We start from the raw sequence: 21,331 nt of genomic DNA on the forward strand, positions 1-21,331 counted from the left end.
TTGGGGTTGGTGGTCGGTGTTTTTTTTAAACTCCCCCCGCCCCGCCGGGGGGGGGGGGGGGGGGGGGTGGGGGGGGGGGGGGCGCGCGGGGCGCCCCACCCCCGCGGCGCCCCCCGCCACACCATGGGCCGGTCCGGTGTCAGCCGACGCAGAGTACGAGCAGGCAGAGCTGCGACGGCGAAGTCGCCGACGGCGAAGGGCTCGCCGGTGACGTCGTGGCGTCCGAGCCGCCCGTGTCGCCCGAACTGCCCGAGCCACTCGTTCCCTCGGTGCCGGCGGGCGCGGACGGCTGCTGTGACGCGCTGTCGGCCGGGTCCTGGGAGGACGACGACGAGGACGACGCCGAGGAGGAAGCCGGGGCAGAGTCCGAGGACGCGCTCCGCGACCACCGGTCGGACGCCGATGCCGTATCCGACGCCGACGCGTCCGGCCGGGAGCCCTGCGGGGCGGCCGAGGACGGGGTGACCGCGCCGCGCTCGGCCGACCGGCCGGTCGCGGGTGACTGCGTGGACGTGGCCGCCGAGGACCGCCGGGCGTCGGGCCGGGGCGCCGAGGGCCGCGTGTACTCCGGCACCTCTTCCCCCACGGAGCCCGCGCCCGTCTTCGCGCTCGTGCCCGGGCCCGCGGTCTCCGGAGCCGACGCGGCCTCCGCCCGGTCGGCCGAGAGCCGGTCCATGGCGGTGAAGGTCAGACCGCCTCCGACGAGCGCGACGGCGGTCGCGACGACGGCCCGGCGCTGGTTCTTCTTCCAGCGGGCGCGCTGCCGGCGGCGGGCGGCCCGCCCCTGCGGTGCGGGCGTCGCCCCCTCGAAGCCGCCGTGGTCGTACGCGCCGCCGTGCTCGTCCGTGCCGTCGTCGGCGTACGAGCCGTCGCCGGACGGGGCGGGAGCGGACGGGGCGGCAGCGGACAGGGCCAGGGGTGCGGGCTCCCGGACCGGGACGTCCGGCATGTCCGGCACGTTCGGGACATGGTCCGCGGTCGGCCTCGCCGCGGCCAGGGTGACCCGGGGCTGGACGGGGTGGCGGCTCACGGTGACCGGGGCGATGTCGGGGGCGTAGGCGCCGCATCCGGGGCACACCAGTGCGCCGTTGAGATGCCGACGACACGAGGAGCAGTAGTCCATCAGCGTCTTCCTGGGTTGACCGGTCGCCGCCCCGCCGGTTCCCTGCCCGGTCATGGTCGTACGTGGGTACGTGGGGTCGAACGCCAGCCACGCTAACCAGGCCGCCCGGGCACTGTGTGCAGCCTGTGTGACGCTCCTGCGCGGATTCGCCGGGGGCCCGAGGGCAATGCCGCGCGCATCGGGACATCGCGCCCGCCCGCCTCCCGGAGGGGGACGCGGAGAGCCACGCGACCGGCCGCGGCACACCCGCGGCCGGGTCAGGAGGTCCCGGGGCCGTCCGCCGCCGCCCGGTCCGCCGCGCGGTACTCGGCGTTGATCCGCTGTGCTTCCTCAAGCTGGTCCTCAAGGATCACGATCCGGCAGGCGGCCTCGACCGGGGTGCCCCGGTCGACCAGCTCGCGCGCACGGGCGGCGATCCGGAGCTGGTAGCGGGAGTACCGCCGGTGCCCGCCCTCGGAACGCAGCGGGGTGATGAGCCTGGCCTCCCCGATGGCCCGGAGGAAACCAGGAGTGGTGCCGAGCATCTCGGCGGCCCGCCCCATCGTGTACGCGGGGTAGTCGTCGTCGTCCAGTCGATCGCCCAGCGGATTCTCTGCTGTCATGTCACCTCGTTCTGCAACGCGTCGAAGGGCCCTGGTGCCGTACGGCACCAGGGCCCCGAAGGAAATTGAACACCATCTGCCGGCGCTACTGGCGCGCCGACCTTCTGTTTCCGCCGCCCGGCCCGGGAGAGGGCTGGGAGTACGGGGACCGTGGTTGCGTGACCGGGGACCACCTTCCAATCCTGGGTCTGGCGGGGCCCGGTCGAATGTTCTCGGCCGGGCGATCCTGATGGCGTCTGCTCCTTCCGTACCTTCCTCGAAATCCGTGGTGGTGCTGGTGGCGGCTCCTCGACCCGCGAGCCGCCCAGTGCGGTCGTCAGTCCCGTCACCGTCCTGCGAACCGCTGGCTTCGGAACTCCACCACCGCTCTGAACTGCGTACTTCTTTTGCCTCGACCCGTCAGTTCGTGTCTGCGGGCCTTGCTCGACCTCGTCTACGAGAGAAACCTTAGCCATGCGCGCGACCAATGTCTACTCTGGCAAAGGTAGATTTTGGACGGCATGAATCCCACATATCTTGGTGTCCTCTCTACGGCAGGTGGGTAGGAGCGACTGCTGGATAGAATCGGCTTCCATGTCGAACCCTGACGAACTGCTCGTCGGTATCTCAGCCCTGGTGGAGTCCGGGCAGAGCAATCGGATGTCGCTGACCGTGGTCGCCGGTGGTGCTGTCATCACCGGCCGACTGGCTCCCGAGGCCGTGTGGCGGGAGCGGGTCTCCGAAGTGCTGAAGGACTCCGACCATCTGGGCCCGTTCTCCGGCGTCTTCCTCGCGGACCGGCCACAGGACCGGCCCGGTGACGCCGACCCTGGCGCGGCGCCCACGCATCTGCACTTCCATCTCGCCCGCATCCTGCAGGGCAACGTCGGGATTCCCGAGACCGGCGGGATGTACCGCGTCGCGATCACGGACGTCAGCGCCTGGACCGTGGGCGACTTCAGCTACTCCGACCACTGAGCCACCGGTAGCCGCCGTACCCGCCGTACTCGCCTGCTCATGACGAAGGGCCCTGCCGACGCACGTCGGCAGGGCCCTTCACTGTGCTGCGGGTCAGTGGGCGACGGCCGCGTCCGCGTTCATGCTCGCGTTCATGTCCGCGTTCGTGCCGGCGGGCGCGTCGGTGCTCACGGGCGCGGAGGGCTCGGCCTCGCCGAGCATCGCCGAGGCGTTCTGGAGCGGGGTCAGGGCGCGCGGCGCGGCGGGCGCGGGCTCCTGGAGGCTGCGACAGGTGAAGCCGAGCCGCGTCATGGCCCGGGTGACCTCCGCGCCGGTGAAGTCGCGGCGGTCCTGCCGGGTGATGATCTCGCCGACCTGCTTGACCGGGTACTGGCGGCGGCCGATGAGCACGGACTCACCCGTGATGGCCTCGGGCTTGACACCCTTCATCGAGTCCAGCACCCCGTTCTTGGTGAGGTCGAACGGGAACCGGGCGATGACACAGCGCATGATGCCTCACAGACAGAGAGGGAGGAGGGGGCCGACCCGGGACGGGGGACGGGATGGGACGGGGTGGAGCAGCCGGACGGGGCGAGGGCTTCCCCTGGGGACGGTACTCGCCGCGGACACCGGACGGGGCGGCGGGCTGCCGTGACCACGTCACGTGCCCGGCCGCCCCGCAGGCCCGCGCGAGCGGTACCGCGCCCCGGGCGGAGTACTCAGGCAGCCGCGTCGACGGCGGACGAGCGCGGCGCCGAACGGCGTGCCGTGTCGCCCGTGGAACGGCTCCGGCTGCCGCGTCCGCGCCGGCCGCGGGACGCCGCGCCGGGTGCGGAGGAGGTGCTGCGCCGGGTCCGCTCGGAGGCGGGCGCCGTGATGGTGACCGGGACGCCCGAGGGGGCCTGGGCGCCGGTGATCCGGCTCAGCTCGGCTTCGCCCGAACGGACCTGGGTGGTCTGCGGGTTGATGCCCGCGGCGGCCATCAGGCGGCTCATGTCACGGCGCTGGTTGGGGGTCACCAGCGTGACGACGCTGCCGGACTCGCCCGCGCGGGCCGTACGGCCGCCGCGGTGCAGGTAGTCCTTGTGGTCGGTCGGCGGGTCGACGTTCACGACCAGGTCGAGGTTGTCGACGTGGATGCCGCGCGCCGCGACGTTGGTCGCCACCAGCACCGTCACATGCCCGGACTTGAAGCGGGACAGGGTCCGGGTGCGCTGCGGCTGGGACTTGCCGCCGTGCAGGGCCGCGGCCCGTACACCGCTGTTCAGCAGGTGGTCGGTCAGCCGGTCCACCGCGTGCTTGGTGTCCAGGAACATGATCACGCGGCCTTCGCGGGCCGCGATCTCGGTGGTCGTGCGCTGCTTGTCCGCGCCGTGCACGTGCAGGACGTGGTGCTCCATGGTGGTCACGGCGCCCGCGGACGGGTCGACGGAGTGGACCACGGGGTCGGTCAGGTAGCGGCGGACCAGCAGGTCGACGTTGCGGTCGAGGGTGGCCGAGAACAGCATCCGCTGGCCCTCGGGGCGCACCTGGTCGAGCAGCGCGGTGACCTGCGGCATGAAGCCCATGTCGGTCATCTGGTCGGCCTCGTCGAGGACCGTGATGGCGACCTGGTTCAGGCGGCAGTCGCCCCGGTCGATGAGGTCCTTGAGGCGGCCGGGCGTGGCGACGACGACCTCGGCGCCGGCGCGCAGCGCACCGGCCTGCTTGCCGATCGACATGCCGCCGACGACGGTGGTCAGCCGCAGCCGCAGGGAGCGGGCGTACGGGGTGAGCGCGTCGGTGACCTGCTGGGCCAGCTCGCGGGTGGGGACGAGGACCAGGGCCAGCGGCTGCCTCGGCTCGGCGCGCAGGCCCGCCGTGCGGGCGAGCATCGCGAGGCCGAAGGCGAGGGTCTTGCCCGAGCCGGTGCGGCCACGGCCGAGTACGTCACGGCCCGCGAGGGAGTTCGGCAGCGTCGCGCCCTGGATCGGGAACGGCACGGTCACGCCCTCATGGGTGAGAGCGTCCAGCAGCTGCGCCGGCATGTCGAGGTCGGCGAACGCCTCGACGGCGGGCAGGGCCGGGGTGACGGTCTTCGGCAGTGCGAACTCGCCCTGGGGGGAGCTCTGTCGGCGGCCGTGGCCGCCGCCGTAGCCGCCGCTGTCGGAACGGCGCGGGGAGCTGGAGCGGGTACCGCCACCGCTCCGGCCGGCGCTCGGATTTCCGGCGCTGCGGGTACGGGAGTAGCGGTCGTTCGTGCGCGTGCGGTTCACGTGGAACCTTCCTTGACATGGCGCGTATCAAGGAATTCTCGCGGAGAACGAACAGCGCAGAGAATTGCAAGAACGAGCCGAAGTAATGGGAAGCCGAATCGGTTGGAATATCGAAGCGGCGGAGAATGTTCGCGGGTGGCCTCGCCGGAGCGCGTTGCGCGTTTCCTGGGACGGGGTCGGTCGTTCCGTGCGGGTGGCTCCGAAGGATTTTCATCCGGAGCTTGGACGGAGGACCCCGTGGAGCGGGTCGCGAATCCCCTGGAATGCAGCGAGCTGGGGCCCGCACCCCAAGGTGCGGGCCCCAGCTGCGAAGTGCGTGACGACTAGGCGGGAACGATGTTCTCGGCCGTCGGGCCCTTCTGACCCTGCGCGATGTCGAACGTGACCTTCTGGCCCTCGTTCAGCTCGCGGAAGCCCTGGGCGGCGATGTTCGAGTAGTGGGCGAAGACGTCAGCGCCGCCACCGTCCTGCTCGATGAAGCCGAAGCCCTTTTCTGCGTTGAACCACTTCACGGTACCGGAAGCCATGTTTATCTCCTTCGGGGCGGTGCGTCGGGGCGCACACCGTGTGCGCTCCGTGTCGCCGTGATGATCACCCCACCGGAAATGCAACCGGAGCCATAAAGGATCCCCACCCGTAGTGAACTGGTGGGGATGCCTGTCAAGATTTTCGGGAACCACAACATGCAACTGAGATCGAGACTAGCACGCTGCGATCGGGGGTGCGTGATGAGTTATTTCACTCGGGCTGTCGAGTAAGTAATTGTCATCGCGCGTCGGGGTCAATTCTCATGTGGCCGGCACAGGTATTGGTCTGCCCGGGGGGCATGGTTTCTGTGGGTGGCGACTGCGTGGCGACCGGCCCCGCGGGTGGCTGCCGCCGGGTGGGGTTCTGGCCGCGGGCCCGGTGGGGGCTGGTCGCGCAGTTCCCCGCGCCCCTTCTCAGGGGCCTGCGGCCCTGAGAAGAGGTGTGCGGCCCTCTCCCGTCAGGGCTGGACCGGGAGTGTCCAGCAGTTGGAGGTGGTGGGGGTGCCCGACAGGCGGTCCGTGAGCCAGTTGATGGCGTCCTCCTGGTCGGTCAGGAGCGGGGCGAAGTGGTTGAGCAGTGCGCTGCCCACGCCCGGCAGGACCACCGGCTTGTACGTGACGTCGGCGCCCTTGCGGCACCAGTCGACGGCGAGGTCCCGGGACTGGCCGTGGGGGACGAGGTTGTCGCTGACGCCCGTCGCGAGCCGCACCGGGCCCGACGGCTTCAGCCTGCCGATGCGCTGGCCGTCCAGGAACGCCTTGAGTTCGGGTGTGTCGGCGATGATGTCGCTGAGGGAGCGGCCGTCGGTCGTCCACTTGGTGCTCTTGGCGTAGCCGTAGCCGAAGAGGGCGTCACCGACGCACATGGTGGACAGATCGGTGAGGGCCGTCTTCCCGGCCGTGTTCAGGTGCGCCTCGGCGATCGGCTTCAGCTCCGGGTCGGACTGGAGGAAGCCGTTGAGGGACCAGCCCAGCGCACCGGCCAGCTCGCTGCCGTCGATGGCCTTCGTCACCGCGGTCAGGTCGGCGGGCGGGGCGCCCGCGTACGTTCCGGCGAGGGTGACGTCGGGGGCGTACGAGGACTGCAGTTCGGCGGCGGCGGCCGTCGCCCCGCCGCCCTGGCTGTAGCCGAACAGCCCGACCGGGGAGTCCGCGGTGACCGAGGCGCCGCCGAGCGAGCGGGCCGCGCGGACGGCGTCGAGGACCGCGTGCGCCTCGTCGACCCGGTCGACGTAGGTGTGCAGCCGGTCGGTCGCGCCCAGGCCGGCGTAGTCGGTGACGACCACGGCGGCGCCCTTGGCGAGGAGGCGGTAGATCGACAGGTCCTCGTAGCCGACGGAGACCGTCTCGCCGTTGAACGACAGGGGGTGTTCGAGGCCCATGGACGCGGCGCACTGGTCGCCCTGTCCCAGGGTGCCGGGCGCCAGCGCGACCAGGGGGCGCGGTCCGCCGCCCTTCCAGCGGGCGGTCGGTTCGATGTACGCCCCGGTGACGGCGACGGGCTCGCCGTTCGAGTCGGTGGACCTGTACATCAGCCGGGTCGCGGTGCCCGGCAGTGGTCCGTGGAGGCTGGGCAGGCTCAGGGCCAGCGGGAGCGGTTCGCTGCGTACGAGCGTGCCGTTCGCGGCGGGCAGGCTGGTCGGCGGGTTGTAGAAGGCGGGGATCGTGACACCCCGGGACACGACCTCGTCCGTCGCCGTGGCGGCGGTGGCCGTGAGGGCCTGGGTGGTGAGGCAGGCGGCGGCGGTGACTGTCGCGGCCAGCAGTTTTCTGCGTGCGGGCATGGCGAACCTCCTGTGGAGCGGCCGACAGGTGAAAGTCCGCCTGGAACTTACCTGTGGGTAAGTTACTCGTGGTAGCAGTCGGGAGGTTACGGTTCGGTAACTTGACGGGCTGTCTAATAACGGGCCCGCTCCGGTCACCCCGGCGGCACGTCCGAAGCTGACGGGACGCGGACCGGAAGCTGACGGGAGCCAGACCAGAGGCTGACAAGGCGGCCCGTCCCGTCGTCCCGAAGACGGAGCCGGGGGCCTGCTCCTACTGCGTACCGAGTAGCGAAATGTGTCGGCAGACGCACGACGACAGGACGGGTCTCCACCGGACAGCCTGGAGGGACATTCGGCACCAGATGTGGAGACCTCCTGCCGTGGCTACTTTCCTGTACCGATTGGGCCGTCTGGCCTTCCGGCGTCGCTGGTACGTCGCCCTGGTCTGGGCGGCCGTCCTGGCCGCGGTCGGACTGGGCGCGATGAAGGCCCCGGCGGCGGCCGAAGAGGCGTTCTCCATGCCGGGCATCGAGTCCCAGAAGGCGTTCGACCTGATGGAGCAGCGCTTCCCCGGCACGTCCGCCGACGGCGCGACCGCACGGGTCGTCTTCGTCGCGCCGGACGGCGGGAAGGTCACCGCCGCCGAGAGCAGGAAGACCGTCGAGAAGACCGTGAAGGAGCTGGGCGACGGCTCGCAGGTCGCCGGCGCGGCCGACCCCTTCCAGGCGAAGGCGGTCAGCAAGGACGGCACGACGGCGTACGCGACCGTCACCTACAAGGTCGGGCCCGAGGAGCTGACGGACGCCAGCAGGTCCCAGCTGGTGAAGGCGCTCGACGAGGCCCGCGACTCCGGACTGACCGTCGAGGCCGGCGGGACCGCGATGGAGGAGAACGGCGGACCGGGCGGAGCCGCCGAACTGATCGGCGTCGCGATCGCCGCGGTCGTCCTGCTGGTCACCTTCGGTTCCCTCGCCGCGGCCGGGCTGCCCCTGCTGACCGCCGTCATCGGCGTCGGCGTGAGCATGGCCACGATCCTGACCCTGGCCAGCACCCTCGGCCTGTCCACGACCACCGGCACCCTGGCGATGATGCTGGGCCTCGCGGTCGGCATCGACTACGCCCTGTTCGTGGTCTCCCGCTATCGCGAGGAGCGCGCCAAGGGCCGCACTCCCGAGGAGGCCACCGCGCTCGCGACCGGTACGGCCGGATCCGCGGTCGTCTTCGCCGGACTCACCGTCGTCATCGCGCTGGCCGGCCTCGCCGTGGTCGGCATCCCGATGCTCACCAAGATGGGCCTGGCCGCGGCCGGCGCCGTCGTCGTGGGCGTCTTCATCGCGCTGACGCTCGTACCGGCACTGCTCGGCTTCTGGCCGAACGCCGTGCTCACCCGCAAGGCCCGCAAGAGCGGCCGGGTCGAGAAGGAGGCCCAGGACAACGGAGGCACCCGCTGGGCGCGGTTCGTCCTGCGCAGGCCCGTACCCGTGCTGCTCCTCGGTGTGGTCGGTCTCGGAGCCCTCGCGGTACCCATGGCCGATCTGCAGCTGGGCATGCCCGGCGACGAGGCCAAGTCGACCTCCACCACCGAGCGCCGCGCGTACGACGCGCTCGCCGAGGGCTTCGGGCCGGGCTTCAACGGTCCGCTGACCGTCGTCGTCGACGCCAAGGGCGACTCCGACGCGAAGGGGGCCGTGGAGACGATCTCCAAGGAGATAGGCGCCACCGAAGGGGTCGTGTCCGTCTCCCCGGCGCGCTTCAACGAGAGCGGCGACACCGCGGTCTTCTCGGTCGTGCCCTCCACCGCGCCGACCGACCAGAAGACCACGGACCTGGTGAACACCATCCGCGGCGAGCGGACCGGGGTCGAGGCCGAGACCGGCGCGACCTTCGAGGTCACCGGCACCACCGCGCTGAACATCGACATCTCCGACAAGGTCTCGGGCGCCCTGGTCCCGTACCTGATCGTCGTGGTCGGCCTTGCGATCATCCTGCTGATGGTCGTCTTCCGGTCCCTGCTCGTCCCGCTGAAGGCGGCCCTCGGCTTCCTCCTGTCGGTCCTGGCCTCCCTCGGCGTGGTCGTCCTCGTCTTCCAGCAGGGCCACGGCGCCGACCTGATGGGCGTGGAGCAGACCGGCCCCATCATGAGCCTGATGCCGATCTTCCTGGTGGGCATCGTCTTCGGCCTCGCCATGGACTACGAGGTCTTCCTGGTCTCCCGGATGCGCGAGGCGTACGTCCACGGGGAGTCGCCCGCCCAGGCGGTGACCAGCGGATTCCGGCACAGCGCCCGGGTCGTCGTGGCCGCCGCGCTGATCATGATCGCGGTGTTCGCCGGCTTCATCGGCGAGAGCGAGTCCATGATCAAGATGATCGGCTTCGGGCTGGCCACCGCCGTCCTCTTCGACGCCTTCGTCGTACGGATGGCGATCGTGCCCGCGGTCCTGGCCCTGCTCGGCCACAAGGCCTGGTGGCTGCCGGGCTGGCTCGACAGGCTGCTGCCCCGCGTCGACGTGGAGGGCGAGGCACTCAGCCGCAGGGCCGAGCCGGACCCGGCGCCGACCGACACGGCCGACCTGGAAGTGGCCCGCACTTGAGGGAGTCAAGAGGTCGACCAGAGACCCGTGAGGTCCACCTGAGACCCAAGAGGTCCACCTGAGGCGACCGCCTCCCTCCCCCCCCGGACGGGGCCGCCCGTGGCGAACGACACGGGCGGCCCCGTCCGCCGTTCGCGCCTCTCGGCGTCACGATGGACGACACGCAGCACGAAGGACCCAGTCCAGCCAACCGGAGAGCCCGATGTCCACCAGCCTGGAGCGCTACACCGACCGCTTCGAGCAGTACGCGGACCGCTACCCCTATGTCATCGACGCGGGGGTGGTCGTGGCACTGATGGGCTCCGCGAGCCTCGGCGCCTCGCTCACCATGCCCGGCGCCGACCCGCCCGACCAGGACAAGGCGGCGGTCATCCTCATGGGGGTGTCCTGCCTCGCCCTGCTCAAGCACCGCAGCCACCCGCGCACCGCCGTCACCGTGACCGCGGTCTGCACGGCGATCGCGATCTCGCTGGACTATCTGCTCACACCCCTGCTGCTGGCCCCGATCATGGCGGCGCTCTACTGGATGGCCACCATCAGCGACCGCAAGACGACCCGCGTCTACGGCATCACCACGATGCTGGCGCTGATGGTCGCGACGGCGCTGTCCGACTCGATGGACGGCATCTCCCTGCTGCTGCGGACCATCGGGCCCTTCTTCTGGCTGCTGCTGCCGATCGCCGCGGGCAACATGACCCGGCTGCGGCGCGCCTACCTCGCGGCCGTGCAGGCCCGCGCCGAACACGCCGAGCGCACCCGGGAGGAGGAGGCGCGGCTGCGCGTCACCGAGGAGCGCATGCGGATCGCCCGCGAACTGCACGACGTCGTCGCCCACCACCTGGCCCTGGCCAACGCGCAGGCCGGCACCGCCGCCCACCTCGCGCTCAGCAACCCCGAGCAGTCGCGGAAGATCCTCACCGATCTGACCGGGACCACGTCGTCGGCGCTGCGCGAGCTGAAGGCCACGCTGGGGCTGCTGCGCCAGAGCGACGACCCGGCCTCCCCCTCCCTCGAACCGTCCCCCGGCCTGCACTGCCTGCCCGATCTGGTGGCGGCGTGCGCGTCCGCGGGCGTCGCCGTCGCGGTGACCACGGAGGGCGTGCCCCAGCCCCTCTCCCCGGGGGTGGACCTCACGGCGTTCCGGATCGTGCAGGAGGCGCTGACCAATGTGACCAAGCACGCCGCCGCGGAGAGCGCCCACGTGCGGCTCGGCTACGCCGACTCCCGGCTGCTGATCACGGTCACCAACGACGGTCCGGCGGCGGTCGCCGCGACGGCCGCCACGGCGATCACGGCTCCCGCAGGGGCTACCGCGGCCACGGCTGCCACGGCGGTCACGGCTTCCCGGGCCGCCGAACCGGGCCGGGGCTTCGGGGTCATGGGCATGCACGAACGCGCCCGGTCCATCGGCGGGGAGCTGCGGGCGGGCCCCCGCCCGGAGGGCGGCTTCGAGGTCGCCACCGCGTTGCCGCTGCAGCCGCTGATGACGGGTGCGGGTGCGGGTACGGGTGCGGCTGGGGGCGTGGGGGTGGGTGCGGGTGTGACCGGGGTGTCGCGAGTGGCCGAGGAGGCTTCCGGAGCTGCCGGCACCTCCACGGCGGCCGACACCTCCGCCTCCTCCGGCACCGCCGGCGCGGAGAAGTCCACGATGTCCACCATGTGCTCCAGCTGTTTCGCCTCCTTCACCTCCTTCGCCTCCATGACCTCTTCGACGACCACTTCGACCGCGGAAGGAGAGAAGCCATGAGCATCAGGGTGCTGCTCGCCGACGACCAGGCCCTGCTGCGGGCCACGTTCCGGATCCTGATCGATTCCTGCGACGACATGACGGTGGTCGGCGAGGCCTCCGACGGCGTGGAGGCGGTGGACCTGACCCGCACCCACCACCCCGACATCGTTCTCATGGACATCCGTATGCCGGGCGCGGACGGCCTCACGGCCACGTCCGAGATCTGCGCGGACCCGAAACTGTCCGCCACCCGCGTCCTCATCCTCACCACGTTCGAGACCGAGGACTACGTGGCCCAGGCGCTGCGCGCGGGGGCCAGCGGGTTCCTCGGCAAGGACGTCACGGCCGACACCCTGCTGGACGGGCTGAGAACCGTGGCGTCCGGCGAGGCCCTGCTGTCACCGGGCGCCACCCGCACGCTCATCACCCGCTTCCTCACCTCCCCCGCCCCCGGGGGTCACCTGGCGCCCCCGGAACGCCTGGCCGAACTCACGGTCCGCGAACGCGAGGTGATGGCCCTGGCGGCGGAGGGCAAGTCCAACACCGAGATCGCCGAGGATCTGACGGTCAGCCCGCTGACCGTCCGCACCCATGTCCACCGGGCCATGACGAAGCTGGGCGCCCGGGACCGCGCCCAGCTGGTGGTCATCGCCTATCAGACGGGCCTGGTGCAGGCGGGGCCGACGGCGCTCTGAGGCCCCTTCGAGGGCGCTTCGAGGGCTCTCTGAGGGCGCCGCACACGCCGACGACCCGCCGCGGACCGCGCTGTGCGGTCCGCGGCGAGTCGGTGGGCCCCCCGCAGGCAGGTCAGGTTCCGGTGAGGCTGATGGCGATGTCCGTGACGTTCAGGGGGAACTGGCCGACGGGCGAGGGCTCGCCGGTGAGGACGTTGACCTCGTAGAAGAACGGGGTCTCGGCGCCGTACGGGGTGAGCGAGGCGAAGGCGGCGTTCGAGACCGTCTTGCCGTTGCTCAGGGTGCTGTAGATGTCCAGGCCCGCGTCGGTACCGGCGTCGAAGCCGAGGAGGCCGGTCGGGACGAGGGTGCCCGCGTTGGGCGGCGACTGGATGACGACCTGGTCGTTGTACGTGTCGATGTCGAACAGGGTCGTCGCGGTGGACCCCACCAGGTCGTTGTTCGTGTAGCCGGCCGCGGTCACGCCCTGGGCCGCCGTGGTGAGCGGCGGGACGGTCAGCGCGGTGTCGGCGACCGTGGTGCCGTCGTTCAGGTTGTGCCGCAGGTTCTGGCCGTAGTTGCTGATCACCCGTAACCGGTCGGCCGCCGGGTTGAAGTCGATGTCGAAGACGGTGCCGTAGAGCGAGACCGCGAGCTGGGAGACCTTGGTGACGACCACGTCGGTGGTGGTCGGCGGGAAGGTGATCGTGTAGATCCCGCCCTTCTCTCCGACGCCGTACAGGAGGCCGTTCTGCACACGGAAGTCGATCCCGATGAGCTTGGTGTCGCCGACCAGTCCCTTGATGGTCTTGACCCAGTTGAGGGTCGTCGGGTCGTTGGTCAGGAACGTGGCCATCGTGGTGCCCGTGCCGAAGATCCCGTACGCCCGCAGGCTGGGAGTGGCGTCGGGGGCGGCGGAGCTGGAGCCGGGCGTGCTCAGGGTGAGCGCGGTTGCCGCGCACACGACCGCTACCGCCGCCGCTATTCTCTTCTTGACCGCTGCTTTCATTGTTTTCCCTCCCGTTTGACCCGTACGAAACAATTCCGCTGCGCGGTCTCCATTAAGCCCAGGCGGGATCGGCCCGACAAGCGGATCGAGCCACAAGCAGGGTCGGATCAAGGAAGTTTGCGCACTGTGACAAATGCGCGGTCGGCATATCCTTCATCGATTCACCCGGAGTGATAAGCGCCCGTCCGGATTTCATCTGGCGGCGCCCTCGCGCGCGATGACATGCTCATGGTCATGGGGAGCCTCTTCGCCGAGCTGGCCCGGCAGGCGTCGGCCAACGCGCGCCGCGAAGTCGACACGTACGTGCGCGAGATACCGGAACTCGGGTCGCTGGACGCGAACTCCCGGGCCAGGGACGAGACGCTGGAGTACTCGGTGTGGTTCAGGCGCCGCACACTCGAACTGGCCCCGGACAACGGCAAGCTGACCGACGCCGACCTCGGCTACATCGCCTCCATGGGCGAGGCGCGGGCCGGGGCGGGCATGTCACTGGACTCACGGCAGCGGGTCCTGCGCGTGCACACCGAACTCATGCTGCGCGAGATCAACGAGGCCACGGAGGCCCAGCGCGGCGGCGATGTCGACGAACTCATGCGCATCATGAGCTGGTTCGCCCCGCAGGGCGAGCGCGGCATCGGGGCCTACCGGCAGGGCTTCGTGACGGCGATGCGACGCCGGCTGCCGTACGTCGAGCAAGTCGGCCTGCTGGCACGGTTGTTGCTGGCCGAGGACCCCATGGCGGCGGAACTCGCGCTGCTCACGGGCCTGGAACTGGCCGAGTACTACGAGGTGACGGTGATCCGGGTACCCGACTGCCCCGTCGGCGACCGTGACCTGGAGGGCGGGATCGAGTCCCTGGTGAGGACCCACCGGGTGCCCGTCACCTGGTGTCCGGAGCGCGGGGGCAGGGGCGGTGAGCTGATCGCCCTGGTGCCGGGGGGTGCCGGGAGCGGGCAGGCGGCCCCCGCTACCCCCACCACTCCCGCCGCCCCCGATCCGCTGCCGGCACCCGACACGGCGGTGTCAGACCCGGCCGTGTCCGGTCTTCTGCGGGACTTCGCCCAGGCGCTCGGGCGGCTCTGTGCCGTCGGAGCCTCCGGAGCGCCGCCGTCCGGGCTGGCCGGAGCGCTCGACCGGGCCCGGCGGATCAGCAGGGCGGCCCCCCTGCGGCGTACGTCCGCGCGGTTGCGGGCGCACACCATGGCGGACGTCTTCGTCGAACTCACGGTCGCCGACGTGCCGTTCGTCGACGACTGGCTCCGCGCGGTGGCCCGGAGCCTCGCACCCGGCCCGGACCTCCTCCGCACCCTCGACGCGTACTACCGCCACGACATGAACCGCGGGGCCACGGCGGAAGCCCTCAACATCCACCCGCGCACCCTGGACTACCGCCTGCGCCGGACGAGGGAACTCACGGACATCGACCCGGGCTCGACGCGGGGCGTACGCATCCTCAGCTCGGTCGTCACCCGGAGCCTGTCGGGAGCGTGGCGGTGACCGGTCAGCCGGTGACCTCGAAGGCGGCGGCGCGGGGCACGAACGCCGTGTCGCCGTCCTTGGCCGTCGCCAGCGCGGAGATGTGCCAGGTGCCCCGGTCCAGCCCGGCCTGCTCCTTCTCCGTGACCTTCAGCGTGTAGGTGCAGCGGGACGTCTCGTCCGAGGTGCTCCGGCACTCGGCGCTGTCCACGGACCGCAGCTCCGCCTCGGTCGGGTCGAGCTTCGAACTCGCGGGCCATGCGATGACCTTGAGGCCCTTGACGCCCGAGTCGTCACGCACGTCCGTGGTGAAGGTGAGCGAACCCGCGCCGCCGGCGGTCGGAGCCGTGTAACGGGCCGAGCTGTCGCTCAGGGCCGGTGCGGAGGAGGACGAGGCCATGGCGAACCCGCCGGCGGCGATTCCGCCCACGACAGCGACACCGACGAGCGACGAGATGAGAATGCGCTTGGACTTGGACATGGTTATCCCCCTGAATTGGACTGCGCTGAATTGCTTCGGGTCGAGTCGGAGCGGTGCGTGAATTCCCTCGGGTGGGTTTCCTCCCGCGAATTTCCTTCGGCGGGCCGCCGCTCTCTCGATGGGTCCAAGATTAGGTCCGGGGGTGTTCCATGGTCGTCCCGCTGCCGGATGACTGGCGGCCCCGCGGATCTCCAACCCTGGTAAGAGACGGGAATCCACCCTCGGCCCGAGTCGGACCGCTCGGTCGCGGCCATAGCCTGGCCGCCGTGAACCGAATCGACGACCGGCTGCTTCCGGTCCTGCTGCTGTGCGTCCAGGCCCTGGTGTGGCCCGGCGCGGCACTCGTGCGCGGGGTCGCGCCGGACGCGTCCGCGCTCCTCGTGGCGGTCCTCGTCGCCGGCTCGGTGACCGCCGCGCTCGCCCTGCGCCGGGCCCGCCCGTCGGTCACCCTCGTGCTGGTCGCCGCCGCCTGCGCGCTGGGCGCCGGCCCGCTGCCCACCGGGGCGACGGCGGTGCTCGGGACCGCGGGGGTCGGGCTGGCCCTGTTCACCGTGGCGACCGAACGGGACACCTTCACCGCCGTGCTGTCCGTGGTGGCGCTCGCCCTGTGGCAACTGTTCCAGAACCTCAGCCTGCACGGACTCAGCGAACGCGACGGACTCGACCTCGTCCTGACCGCCCTGCTGTACGCCGTCACGTGCGGCGCCGGCCTCTTCGTACGGCGGGCCCGTCGTGCCCGGCGGACGGCCGCACAGGTGCTGGCGCGGGCCGAAGCCGAGCGGCACCGGCTTCCGGCCGTCGAACGGCGGCGCATGGAACGGGAGTTGCACGACGTCAGCGCCCACCATCTGACGGCCGTGGTCGTCACGGCCGGAGCGGCCCTCGGGTTGCGCGAGCGCCGTCCCGAACTGGCCGAGGACGCACTCGGGTTCGCGGTCGAGACCGGGCGCGAGGTCACCCGGGCGCTCGGCGCGGTACGGGCGCCGGCGCCCTCGCGGGAGGAACTCCCCTCGCCGCAGGAACGGCTGCGGGAGCTCGTCGCGGGGTTCCGGCGGCTCGGCCAGCCCGTGGACTGCGAGATCGGGCCGCTGCCGGACGGGGCTGTCGCGGACGCCGTCTTCGGCATCGTGCGCGAGGCCCTGACCAACGTCGCCCGGCACGCTCCCGGCGCCCGGACCGTGGTGCGCTGCCGGTACGGCGACGCGCGCACGGAGGCCGTGGTGACCAGTGCGGCGCCGCCCGCCGGTGCCGCGGCCGTGATCGCGCACGGGGCCGGTCTGGGCGGGGGGCGCGGACAGGGGTTCCTGCGGGCCCGGGCGCGGGAGGCGGGCGGGACGCTGACCAGCGGGCCCACGGAGGACGGGGGCTGGGAGGTGCGTGCCGTGCTGCCCGGGCGGGTCGCCGGGGCGGTGGGGCGGGTCCTGCCGCGGAGCTATCGGGTGGCGCAGGTGGTGGCCGCCGCCGGGCTCGTTCTGCAGCCGTTGCTTCCCGCGCTCGTCATTCGGGAGGAGAGCGCGGAACAGGGGGACGGGGGTGCGTCCGCGGGGCTGCTGTTCGCTCTGCTGGTCGCGGCGCAGGTGGTCGCGCTGTTGTGGCTGCGGCGGGCGCCGCGGGTCGCTTGGAGCGCGCTGTTCGGGCTGGCGCTGCTTTGGCCTGCGGCGATGCGGGTGGGTGGGTACGGGGGGCCGGTTCTGCTGCCGGTGGGGTTGAGCGTGCTGGTCACGTGTGCGGCGGTCTGGGCGGCGGCGTCCGCGTATGGCCGCGGCTCGGTGGGGGCTGGTCGCGCCGTTCCCCGCGCCCCTGCCGCTGCGCGGCTGAAGGCGAACGATTGCGCCGTTCCCCGCGCCCCTGGGGGGTGGAGGTCTGCGCTGTTCGCTGCGCGGCTGAAGGGGTATGAACGTGCCGATGCTCGCGGGCTGTTCGGCGTCCGGCTGAAGGCCAAAGACTGCGCCGTTCCCTGCGCCCCTGCCGCTGCGCGGCTCAAAGCCGAAGATTGTGCCGTTCCCCGTGCCCCTGCCGGTGTGCGGCTGAACGCGAAAGATTGTGCCGTTCCCCGCGCCCCTGCTGGTGTGCGGCTCAAAGCCGAAGGCTGTGCCGTTCCCCGCGCTCCTTTGGGGCTTGGTCTGGGGGTTGTGGGGGTGCATGTCCTGGCTGTGGTTCTTGTTGGGGCGGGGCAGTGGGGGGTCGGTGTGTGCGGGGTGGGGGTTCTGGTGGGTGGGGCTCTCTGGGGCGGGGTGTCGCGGGGGCGGCGGGAAGGGCGGGATCGGGGGGTGCGGGACGAGCGGTTGGCCGTCTGGGCGGGGGAAGCCGTTCGGGACGCCTGGGCCGAGCGGCGGCGCATCGCGGCCGGGCTGGAGACCACCGTGCTGGCGCGCACCGCCGACATGGTCGCCCAGGCCGAGGCGGGACACCTCGACACGACCGCCGAACGCGCCCGCGAGGCCCTCGCCGCGATGCGTGCCCTCCTCGACACCGTCCGGGACGGCGAGGGAGAGGGCGACGGGGAGCGGGGAGCCGAACTGCGGCCGCAGCCGACCCTCCAGGCCCTCGACCTGCTGGCCCGCCAGTGCCGAGCAGGCGGTCGTGACGTCGAGATACGGGTGACCGGCCGCGTACCGGAACGGCTGCCCAGCGCGGTGGATCTGGCCGCCTACCACGCGGCCGAGACGGTGCTCGGGGCCGGCGGGGAGGAGGCCGCGGTACTGGAGTTCGACCGGGACGGGGATACCTTGACGCTCACGGCCACCGGGGTCCCCCGCGCCGCGCGCCCCGCCGTACGGGAGCTGCTGGCGGCGCGCGCCGCCGCGCTCGGCGGCACCCTGGACACCGACCGGCCGGGCACGGTCGGGCTCCGGCTGCCACTCGCACCGGTTCCGCAGGAGGACGACGTCATGTCGGCCGAGGAGAGGGAGCGATGAGTCTCAAGGTGCTGGTCGTCGACGACCAGGGCATCGTGCGGGCGGGGTTCGCCGCGGTGATCGACGCCGAGGAGGACATGACGGTCGTCGGCGAGGCCGCCGACGGCGCCGCCGCGGTGCGTCTCGCCGCGGAACTGGCCCCCGATGTCGTCGTCATGGACGTCCGGATGCCCGTGCTCGACGGCATCGCGGCCACCCGCATCATCACCGGCCGCCAGGACGCGCCCCGGGTCCTGGTGCTGACCACCTTCGACCTCGACTCGTACGTCTTCGACGCGCTGCACGCCGGAGCCTCCGGGTTCCTGCTCAAGGACGTGCACGCCGCCGAACTGCTCCAGGGCATCAGGGTGGTGGCCACCGGGGAGAGCGTGCTCGCCCCGTCCGCGACCCGCCGGCTCATCGGCCACTACGCGTCGGGGGCGGGCGCCGGGATACGCGCCGGGAGCGGGCCGAACGAGCTGGACAGTCTCACCGGCAGCCAGCGCAACGTCCTCGCCCTGGTCGCGTCCGGACTCAACAACGCGGAGATCGCCGACGAACTCGGCATCACCGTCGGCACGGTCAAGTCCCACGTCAACGCGCTGCTGCGCAAACTCGGCCTGCGGGACCGCGTACAGGCGACGATCCTCGCGTACGACCTCGGGCTCGCCCGGCCGAATCCGCCCGGTACCGACCCGAGGAGTACAGCCCCGTGACCGTGCCCGGCAGGAACCCCGGCTCCGGCCCGACCGCCTTCGCGCGATGTCTGCGACTCGCTCGCAAGCACGTCTTCGTCCTTGGCTATCTGCTGGTCGTCGCGGGCCTGGTGGTGTGGGCGTACGCGGTGAGCGCGAGCGACGGTTCGGACGGGTCCATGGCGGGTGTCATCCCGCTGCTCGCCACCGTCCCGGGCAGTCTCGTGCCGCTTCTGCTGCTGCCGGACGGCGCCGAACTGTTCGTCGTGGCCGTCGTGTTCGGGGCGCTGTTCAACGCGCTCGTCATCGGCTGGTGCGCCCGTGCGCTGCGCCGGGGCGGGAAGGGCTACGACCCGGTGTCCTGAAGCCCGTCGGGTTGTCATCGGGTTGTCATCGGACTCTTGTCGGATTCCCTTCGGATTGTCGTGGGGTTGTCCCCGTATTTCGCTCGTCTTCCCCTTGTAGGCCTGGACCAACACCGGACCGTCCATCATGATGACGCTGCCATGACAACGTAGTCCTCGTAGTCCTCGGGATGGTGACCGTGCGTGGATCCTTCGGCTGGCTGACTCTGGCCGCCGCTCTCCTTCTGGTGCCCCTCTCCTCCGGTCCCGCCGGCGCGGCCCCGGCCGGTCCGGAGCCCGCCGCCCGCGAGGCCGCCCCGGCCGCGGCGGCCTGGACGGCCCCGCTCAGTACGCGGGGCCGCTGGATCGTCGACGCGAACGGCGACCGGTTCAAACTGCGCTCCGGCAACTGGCACGGCGCCAGCGGCACATGGAACGGCTCCGGAAACGTGGACGACGACGCCAGTCATCACGCGGGCGAGAACTCCGGGCGGATCCCCCTCGGCCTGGACCGGGCGCCCATCGCCGAGATCGTCGCCGGGTTCCAGGAGATCGGGATCAACAGCATCCGGCTGCCCTTCTCCAACGAGATGGTCCACGACAGCCGCCCCGTCACCGACGACGCCGTCGCCGCCAACCCGGCACTGCGCGGCAGGACCCCGCTCCAGGTGTACGACGCCGTCATCGGCGAACTCACCGGTGCCGGGCTCGCCGTGATCCTCAACAACCACACCAACACGACCCGTTGGTGCTGCGGGGTCGACGGCAACGAACGCTGGAACGCGAGCCAGTCCGTCCAGACCTGGGAGGACGACTGGCTCTTCATGGCCCGCCGCTACAAGGACAACAAGCGGGTCGTCGGCGCCGACCTCTACAACGAGGTGCGCCGCAACATCTGGGACGACCCCAACTGGGGCCTGGGCGACGACCACGACTGGTTCGCCGCCTCCCAGCGCGTCGGCGACCGCATCCTCACCGAGGCCAACGCCGATCTCCTCATCGTCGTCGAGGGCATCAACTGGACCGGCATCCCCGTCGACGGCTTCGCGCACGGCCGCCCCACCCTGGAACCCGTACGGAACCTGTCGCACACCCTCGTCGACTCCGGCAAGCTCGTGTACTCCGCCCACTTCTACGACTACACCGGCCCCAACCACAGCGGGGCCACCGGGACGGGCGAGACCACCGACCCGCGCTACCGGGACTTCAGCGCCGCCGAACTCGTCGACGTACTGAACCGCCAGGCCTTCTTCGTCACCGCCGAACAGGACCAGCACTTCACCGCGCCCGTCTGGATCAGCGAGTTCGGGGTGGGCGGCCGGTCGGAGACGAACGCCAAGGCGCGGGCCTGGTTCGAGAACTTCGTCGACCACCTCGTGCGCACCGACGCCGACTTCGCGTACTGGCCGCTCGTCGGCTGGCACGAGAACCGCACCGGCAACGGCTGGGCCCTGCTCCACTGGGACGCGGCGGGCCACCGCATGGGCGTGTACGACGGTGACGACTGGCGGGCCGCGGCCTGGAGCCGGCTCGTCGGAGCCACCGGGCGCACCGGGCAGGTCGCCCCCGTCACGGAGTGGTCCATGCTCAGTCCCGACCACGGCGACTTCATCGCCTCGCGGCGCATGCGGGCGCTGCCGGACTTCGACTCCGGCGCGCGCAAGGCCGTCTGCCCCGACGGGCAGCGGCTGCTCGGGCTCGGGCACACGGGGAACCGGGGACTGTGCTCCGACGCGACCACCGGGCCGCTGGCGAACGCGGCCGGGGCGCCCGAGGTCGTCAAGGACGAACGGTACGTCGCGCCGGGCGGGGACTGGGCGTCCGGCTACACCAAGCTGCAGTGTGCCGACGGGCGGTTCGTGTCGGGGTACGCGGTGCGGGGCGCGGCGGTGTCGTCCGTGCTGTGCGCTGCCGCGCCGTCCGGGGTGATCACCGGGACGGCGGGTCGTACGGTGTGGTTCGACCGCGGGGACAACCGGGGCTCGGCGCCCAGGGGCGGGGACTTCGCGAACGGTCACTACAAGGGGCAGTGTGCGGACGACGAGTACGTGGCGGGTGTCGCGTACACGGGCCGCATCGGGTCGTCCCGCACGCCGGACGCGCTCTTCTGCCGAAAGCTCCGCTGAGGACTGCAACTCGGCTGCGGCCCGGTGGGGGTGACCCGCGCAGTTCCCCGCGCCCCTTAAAAGCCAAAAGACTGCGCAGGTCCCCGCCCCCCTGAATGGG

Annotated in this window: 16 protein-coding genes and 1 pseudogene; 9 read left to right on the top strand and 8 right to left on the bottom strand. The window is 71.7% G+C overall.

Translation table 11 applies throughout. The annotated features are described in order from the left end of the window. Positions 1-139: 139 nt before the first annotated feature. Both ACFVH5_RS32535 and ACFVH5_RS32540 read right to left on the bottom strand, forming a co-directional pair. The gene (locus ACFVH5_RS32535) at positions 140-1,177 is read right to left on the bottom strand and encodes a hypothetical protein (RefSeq protein ID WP_385837312.1); all 1,038 of its coding nucleotides are present in this window, start codon (positions 1,175-1,177) and stop codon (positions 140-142) included. A gap of 203 nt (positions 1,178-1,380) precedes the next feature. Next, the gene (locus ACFVH5_RS32540) at positions 1,381-1,725 is read right to left on the bottom strand and encodes a MerR family transcriptional regulator (RefSeq protein ID WP_385837313.1); all 345 of its coding nucleotides are present in this window, start codon (positions 1,723-1,725) and stop codon (positions 1,381-1,383) included. 573 nt (positions 1,726-2,298) lie between these two features. On the opposite strand from ACFVH5_RS32540, the gene ACFVH5_RS32545 reads away from it, so the two are divergent. Next, positions 2,299-2,682 (top strand): hypothetical protein, encoded by a 384-nt coding sequence (locus ACFVH5_RS32545; RefSeq protein ID WP_385837315.1) that lies wholly within the window; start codon positions 2,299-2,301, stop codon positions 2,680-2,682. A 192-nt stretch (positions 2,683-2,874) separates the two neighbouring features. On the opposite strand, the pseudogene ACFVH5_RS32550 reads toward ACFVH5_RS32545, so the two are convergent. From ACFVH5_RS32550 to ACFVH5_RS32565, 4 genes and pseudogenes are all read right to left on the bottom strand, one after another. Continuing rightward, positions 2,875-3,171 (bottom strand): annotated as a pseudogene (locus ACFVH5_RS32550) (SCO5918 family protein); the annotation flags it as partial. A 209-nt stretch (positions 3,172-3,380) separates the two neighbouring features. Beyond that, positions 3,381-4,916, bottom strand: a complete 1,536-nt coding sequence (locus ACFVH5_RS32555) for a DEAD/DEAH box helicase (protein WP_385837316.1) — start codon at positions 4,914-4,916, stop codon at positions 3,381-3,383. Positions 4,917-5,239: 323 nt separating this feature from the next. Next, positions 5,240-5,443, bottom strand: coding sequence for a cold-shock protein (locus tag ACFVH5_RS32560; protein WP_107017975.1), 204 nt, complete (start codon positions 5,441-5,443; stop codon positions 5,240-5,242). Positions 5,444-5,901: 458 nt separating this feature from the next. Further along, entirely contained in the window at positions 5,902-7,227 is a 1,326-nt protein-coding gene (locus ACFVH5_RS32565; RefSeq protein WP_385837317.1) for a lipase family protein, read from the bottom strand. Between the two features lie 362 nt (positions 7,228-7,589). Here ACFVH5_RS32565 and ACFVH5_RS32570 point away from each other — a divergent pair, with 362 nt between their 5' ends. The 3 genes from ACFVH5_RS32570 (at position 7,590) to ACFVH5_RS32580 (ending at position 12,224) form a co-directional block, all read left to right on the top strand. Beyond that, the gene (locus tag ACFVH5_RS32570) at positions 7,590-9,800 is read left to right on the top strand and encodes an MMPL family transporter (RefSeq protein ID WP_385837319.1); all 2,211 of its coding nucleotides are present in this window, start codon (positions 7,590-7,592) and stop codon (positions 9,798-9,800) included. Positions 9,801-10,002: 202 nt separating this feature from the next. Next, the gene (locus ACFVH5_RS32575) at positions 10,003-11,547 is read left to right on the top strand and encodes a sensor histidine kinase (RefSeq protein ID WP_385837320.1); all 1,545 of its coding nucleotides are present in this window, start codon (positions 10,003-10,005) and stop codon (positions 11,545-11,547) included. Then, positions 11,544-12,224, top strand: coding sequence for a response regulator (locus tag ACFVH5_RS32580; RefSeq protein ID WP_385837321.1), 681 nt, complete (start codon positions 11,544-11,546; stop codon positions 12,222-12,224). Before ACFVH5_RS32575 ends, ACFVH5_RS32580 begins: the two co-directional genes overlap by 4 nt. A gap of 112 nt (positions 12,225-12,336) precedes the next feature. Here ACFVH5_RS32580 and ACFVH5_RS32585 read toward each other — a convergent pair whose 3' ends face one another. Then, on the bottom strand, positions 12,337-13,212 hold the full coding sequence (locus ACFVH5_RS32585; protein ID WP_385837322.1) for a DUF4394 domain-containing protein: 876 nt from the start codon (positions 13,210-13,212) through the stop codon (positions 12,337-12,339). A 234-nt stretch (positions 13,213-13,446) separates the two neighbouring features. Here ACFVH5_RS32585 and ACFVH5_RS32590 point away from each other — a divergent pair, with 234 nt between their 5' ends. Then, entirely contained in the window at positions 13,447-14,709 is a 1,263-nt protein-coding gene (locus ACFVH5_RS32590; protein WP_385837323.1) for a PucR family transcriptional regulator, read from the top strand. A gap of 4 nt (positions 14,710-14,713) precedes the next feature. Here the strand turns inward: ACFVH5_RS32590 and ACFVH5_RS32595 are convergent, their stop codons facing one another. Beyond that, entirely contained in the window at positions 14,714-15,169 is a 456-nt protein-coding gene (locus ACFVH5_RS32595) for a DUF5707 domain-containing protein (RefSeq protein WP_385837324.1), read from the bottom strand. Between the two features lie 266 nt (positions 15,170-15,435). Here ACFVH5_RS32595 and ACFVH5_RS32600 point away from each other — a divergent pair, with 266 nt between their 5' ends. The 4 genes from ACFVH5_RS32600 to ACFVH5_RS32615 all read left to right on the top strand — a co-directional run bounded on the left by ACFVH5_RS32600 (position 15,436) and on the right by ACFVH5_RS32615 (position 21,231). Continuing rightward, positions 15,436-18,087, top strand: a complete 2,652-nt coding sequence (locus tag ACFVH5_RS32600; RefSeq protein WP_385837325.1) for a sensor histidine kinase — start codon at positions 15,436-15,438, stop codon at positions 18,085-18,087. Further along, positions 18,084-18,782 carry a response regulator gene (locus ACFVH5_RS32605; RefSeq protein ID WP_384803493.1) on the top strand — a complete coding sequence of 233 codons (699 nt, stop codon included), beginning with the start codon at positions 18,084-18,086 and terminating at the stop codon, positions 18,780-18,782. The genes ACFVH5_RS32600 and ACFVH5_RS32605 overlap by 4 nt, the downstream gene beginning before the upstream one ends. After that, positions 18,779-19,126 carry an SCO4225 family membrane protein gene (locus ACFVH5_RS32610; protein WP_385837326.1) on the top strand — a complete coding sequence of 116 codons (348 nt, stop codon included), beginning with the start codon at positions 18,779-18,781 and terminating at the stop codon, positions 19,124-19,126. The genes ACFVH5_RS32605 and ACFVH5_RS32610 overlap by 4 nt, the downstream gene beginning before the upstream one ends. A 170-nt stretch (positions 19,127-19,296) precedes the next feature. After that, positions 19,297-21,231: a glycoside hydrolase family 5 protein gene (locus ACFVH5_RS32615; protein WP_385837327.1), complete on the top strand. Its 1,935-nt coding sequence runs from the start codon at positions 19,297-19,299 to the stop codon at positions 21,229-21,231. The last annotated feature ends 100 nt before the right edge of the window (positions 21,232-21,331 follow it).

Origin of the sequence: Streptomyces sp. NPDC127119 (assembly GCF_042677425.1) — a bacterium.
Classification (GTDB): domain Bacteria; phylum Actinomycetota; class Actinomycetes; order Streptomycetales; family Streptomycetaceae; genus Streptomyces.

Coding starts and splice junctions, on each gene's coding strand:
- ACFVH5_RS32535 (WP_385837312.1), bottom strand. CDS start 1,177: ATGACCGGGCAGGGAACCGGCGGGGCGGCGACCGGTCAACCCAGGAAG.
- ACFVH5_RS32540 (WP_385837313.1), bottom strand. CDS start 1,725: ATGACAGCAGAGAATCCGCTGGGCGATCGACTGGACGACGACGACTAC.
- ACFVH5_RS32545 (WP_385837315.1), top strand. CDS start 2,299: ATGTCGAACCCTGACGAACTGCTCGTCGGTATCTCAGCCCTGGTGGAG.
- ACFVH5_RS32560 (WP_107017975.1), bottom strand. CDS start 5,443: ATGGCTTCCGGTACCGTGAAGTGGTTCAACGCAGAAAAGGGCTTCGGC.
- ACFVH5_RS32565 (WP_385837317.1), bottom strand. CDS start 7,227: ATGCCCGCACGCAGAAAACTGCTGGCCGCGACAGTCACCGCCGCCGCC.
- ACFVH5_RS32575 (WP_385837320.1), top strand. CDS start 10,003: ATGTCCACCAGCCTGGAGCGCTACACCGACCGCTTCGAGCAGTACGCG.
- ACFVH5_RS32580 (WP_385837321.1), top strand. CDS start 11,544: ATGAGCATCAGGGTGCTGCTCGCCGACGACCAGGCCCTGCTGCGGGCC.
- ACFVH5_RS32585 (WP_385837322.1), bottom strand. CDS start 13,212: ATGAAAGCAGCGGTCAAGAAGAGAATAGCGGCGGCGGTAGCGGTCGTG.
- ACFVH5_RS32590 (WP_385837323.1), top strand. CDS start 13,447: ATGGGGAGCCTCTTCGCCGAGCTGGCCCGGCAGGCGTCGGCCAACGCG.
- ACFVH5_RS32595 (WP_385837324.1), bottom strand. CDS start 15,169: ATGTCCAAGTCCAAGCGCATTCTCATCTCGTCGCTCGTCGGTGTCGCT.
- ACFVH5_RS32605 (WP_384803493.1), top strand. CDS start 18,084: ATGAGTCTCAAGGTGCTGGTCGTCGACGACCAGGGCATCGTGCGGGCG.
- ACFVH5_RS32615 (WP_385837327.1), top strand. CDS start 19,297: ATGGTGACCGTGCGTGGATCCTTCGGCTGGCTGACTCTGGCCGCCGCT.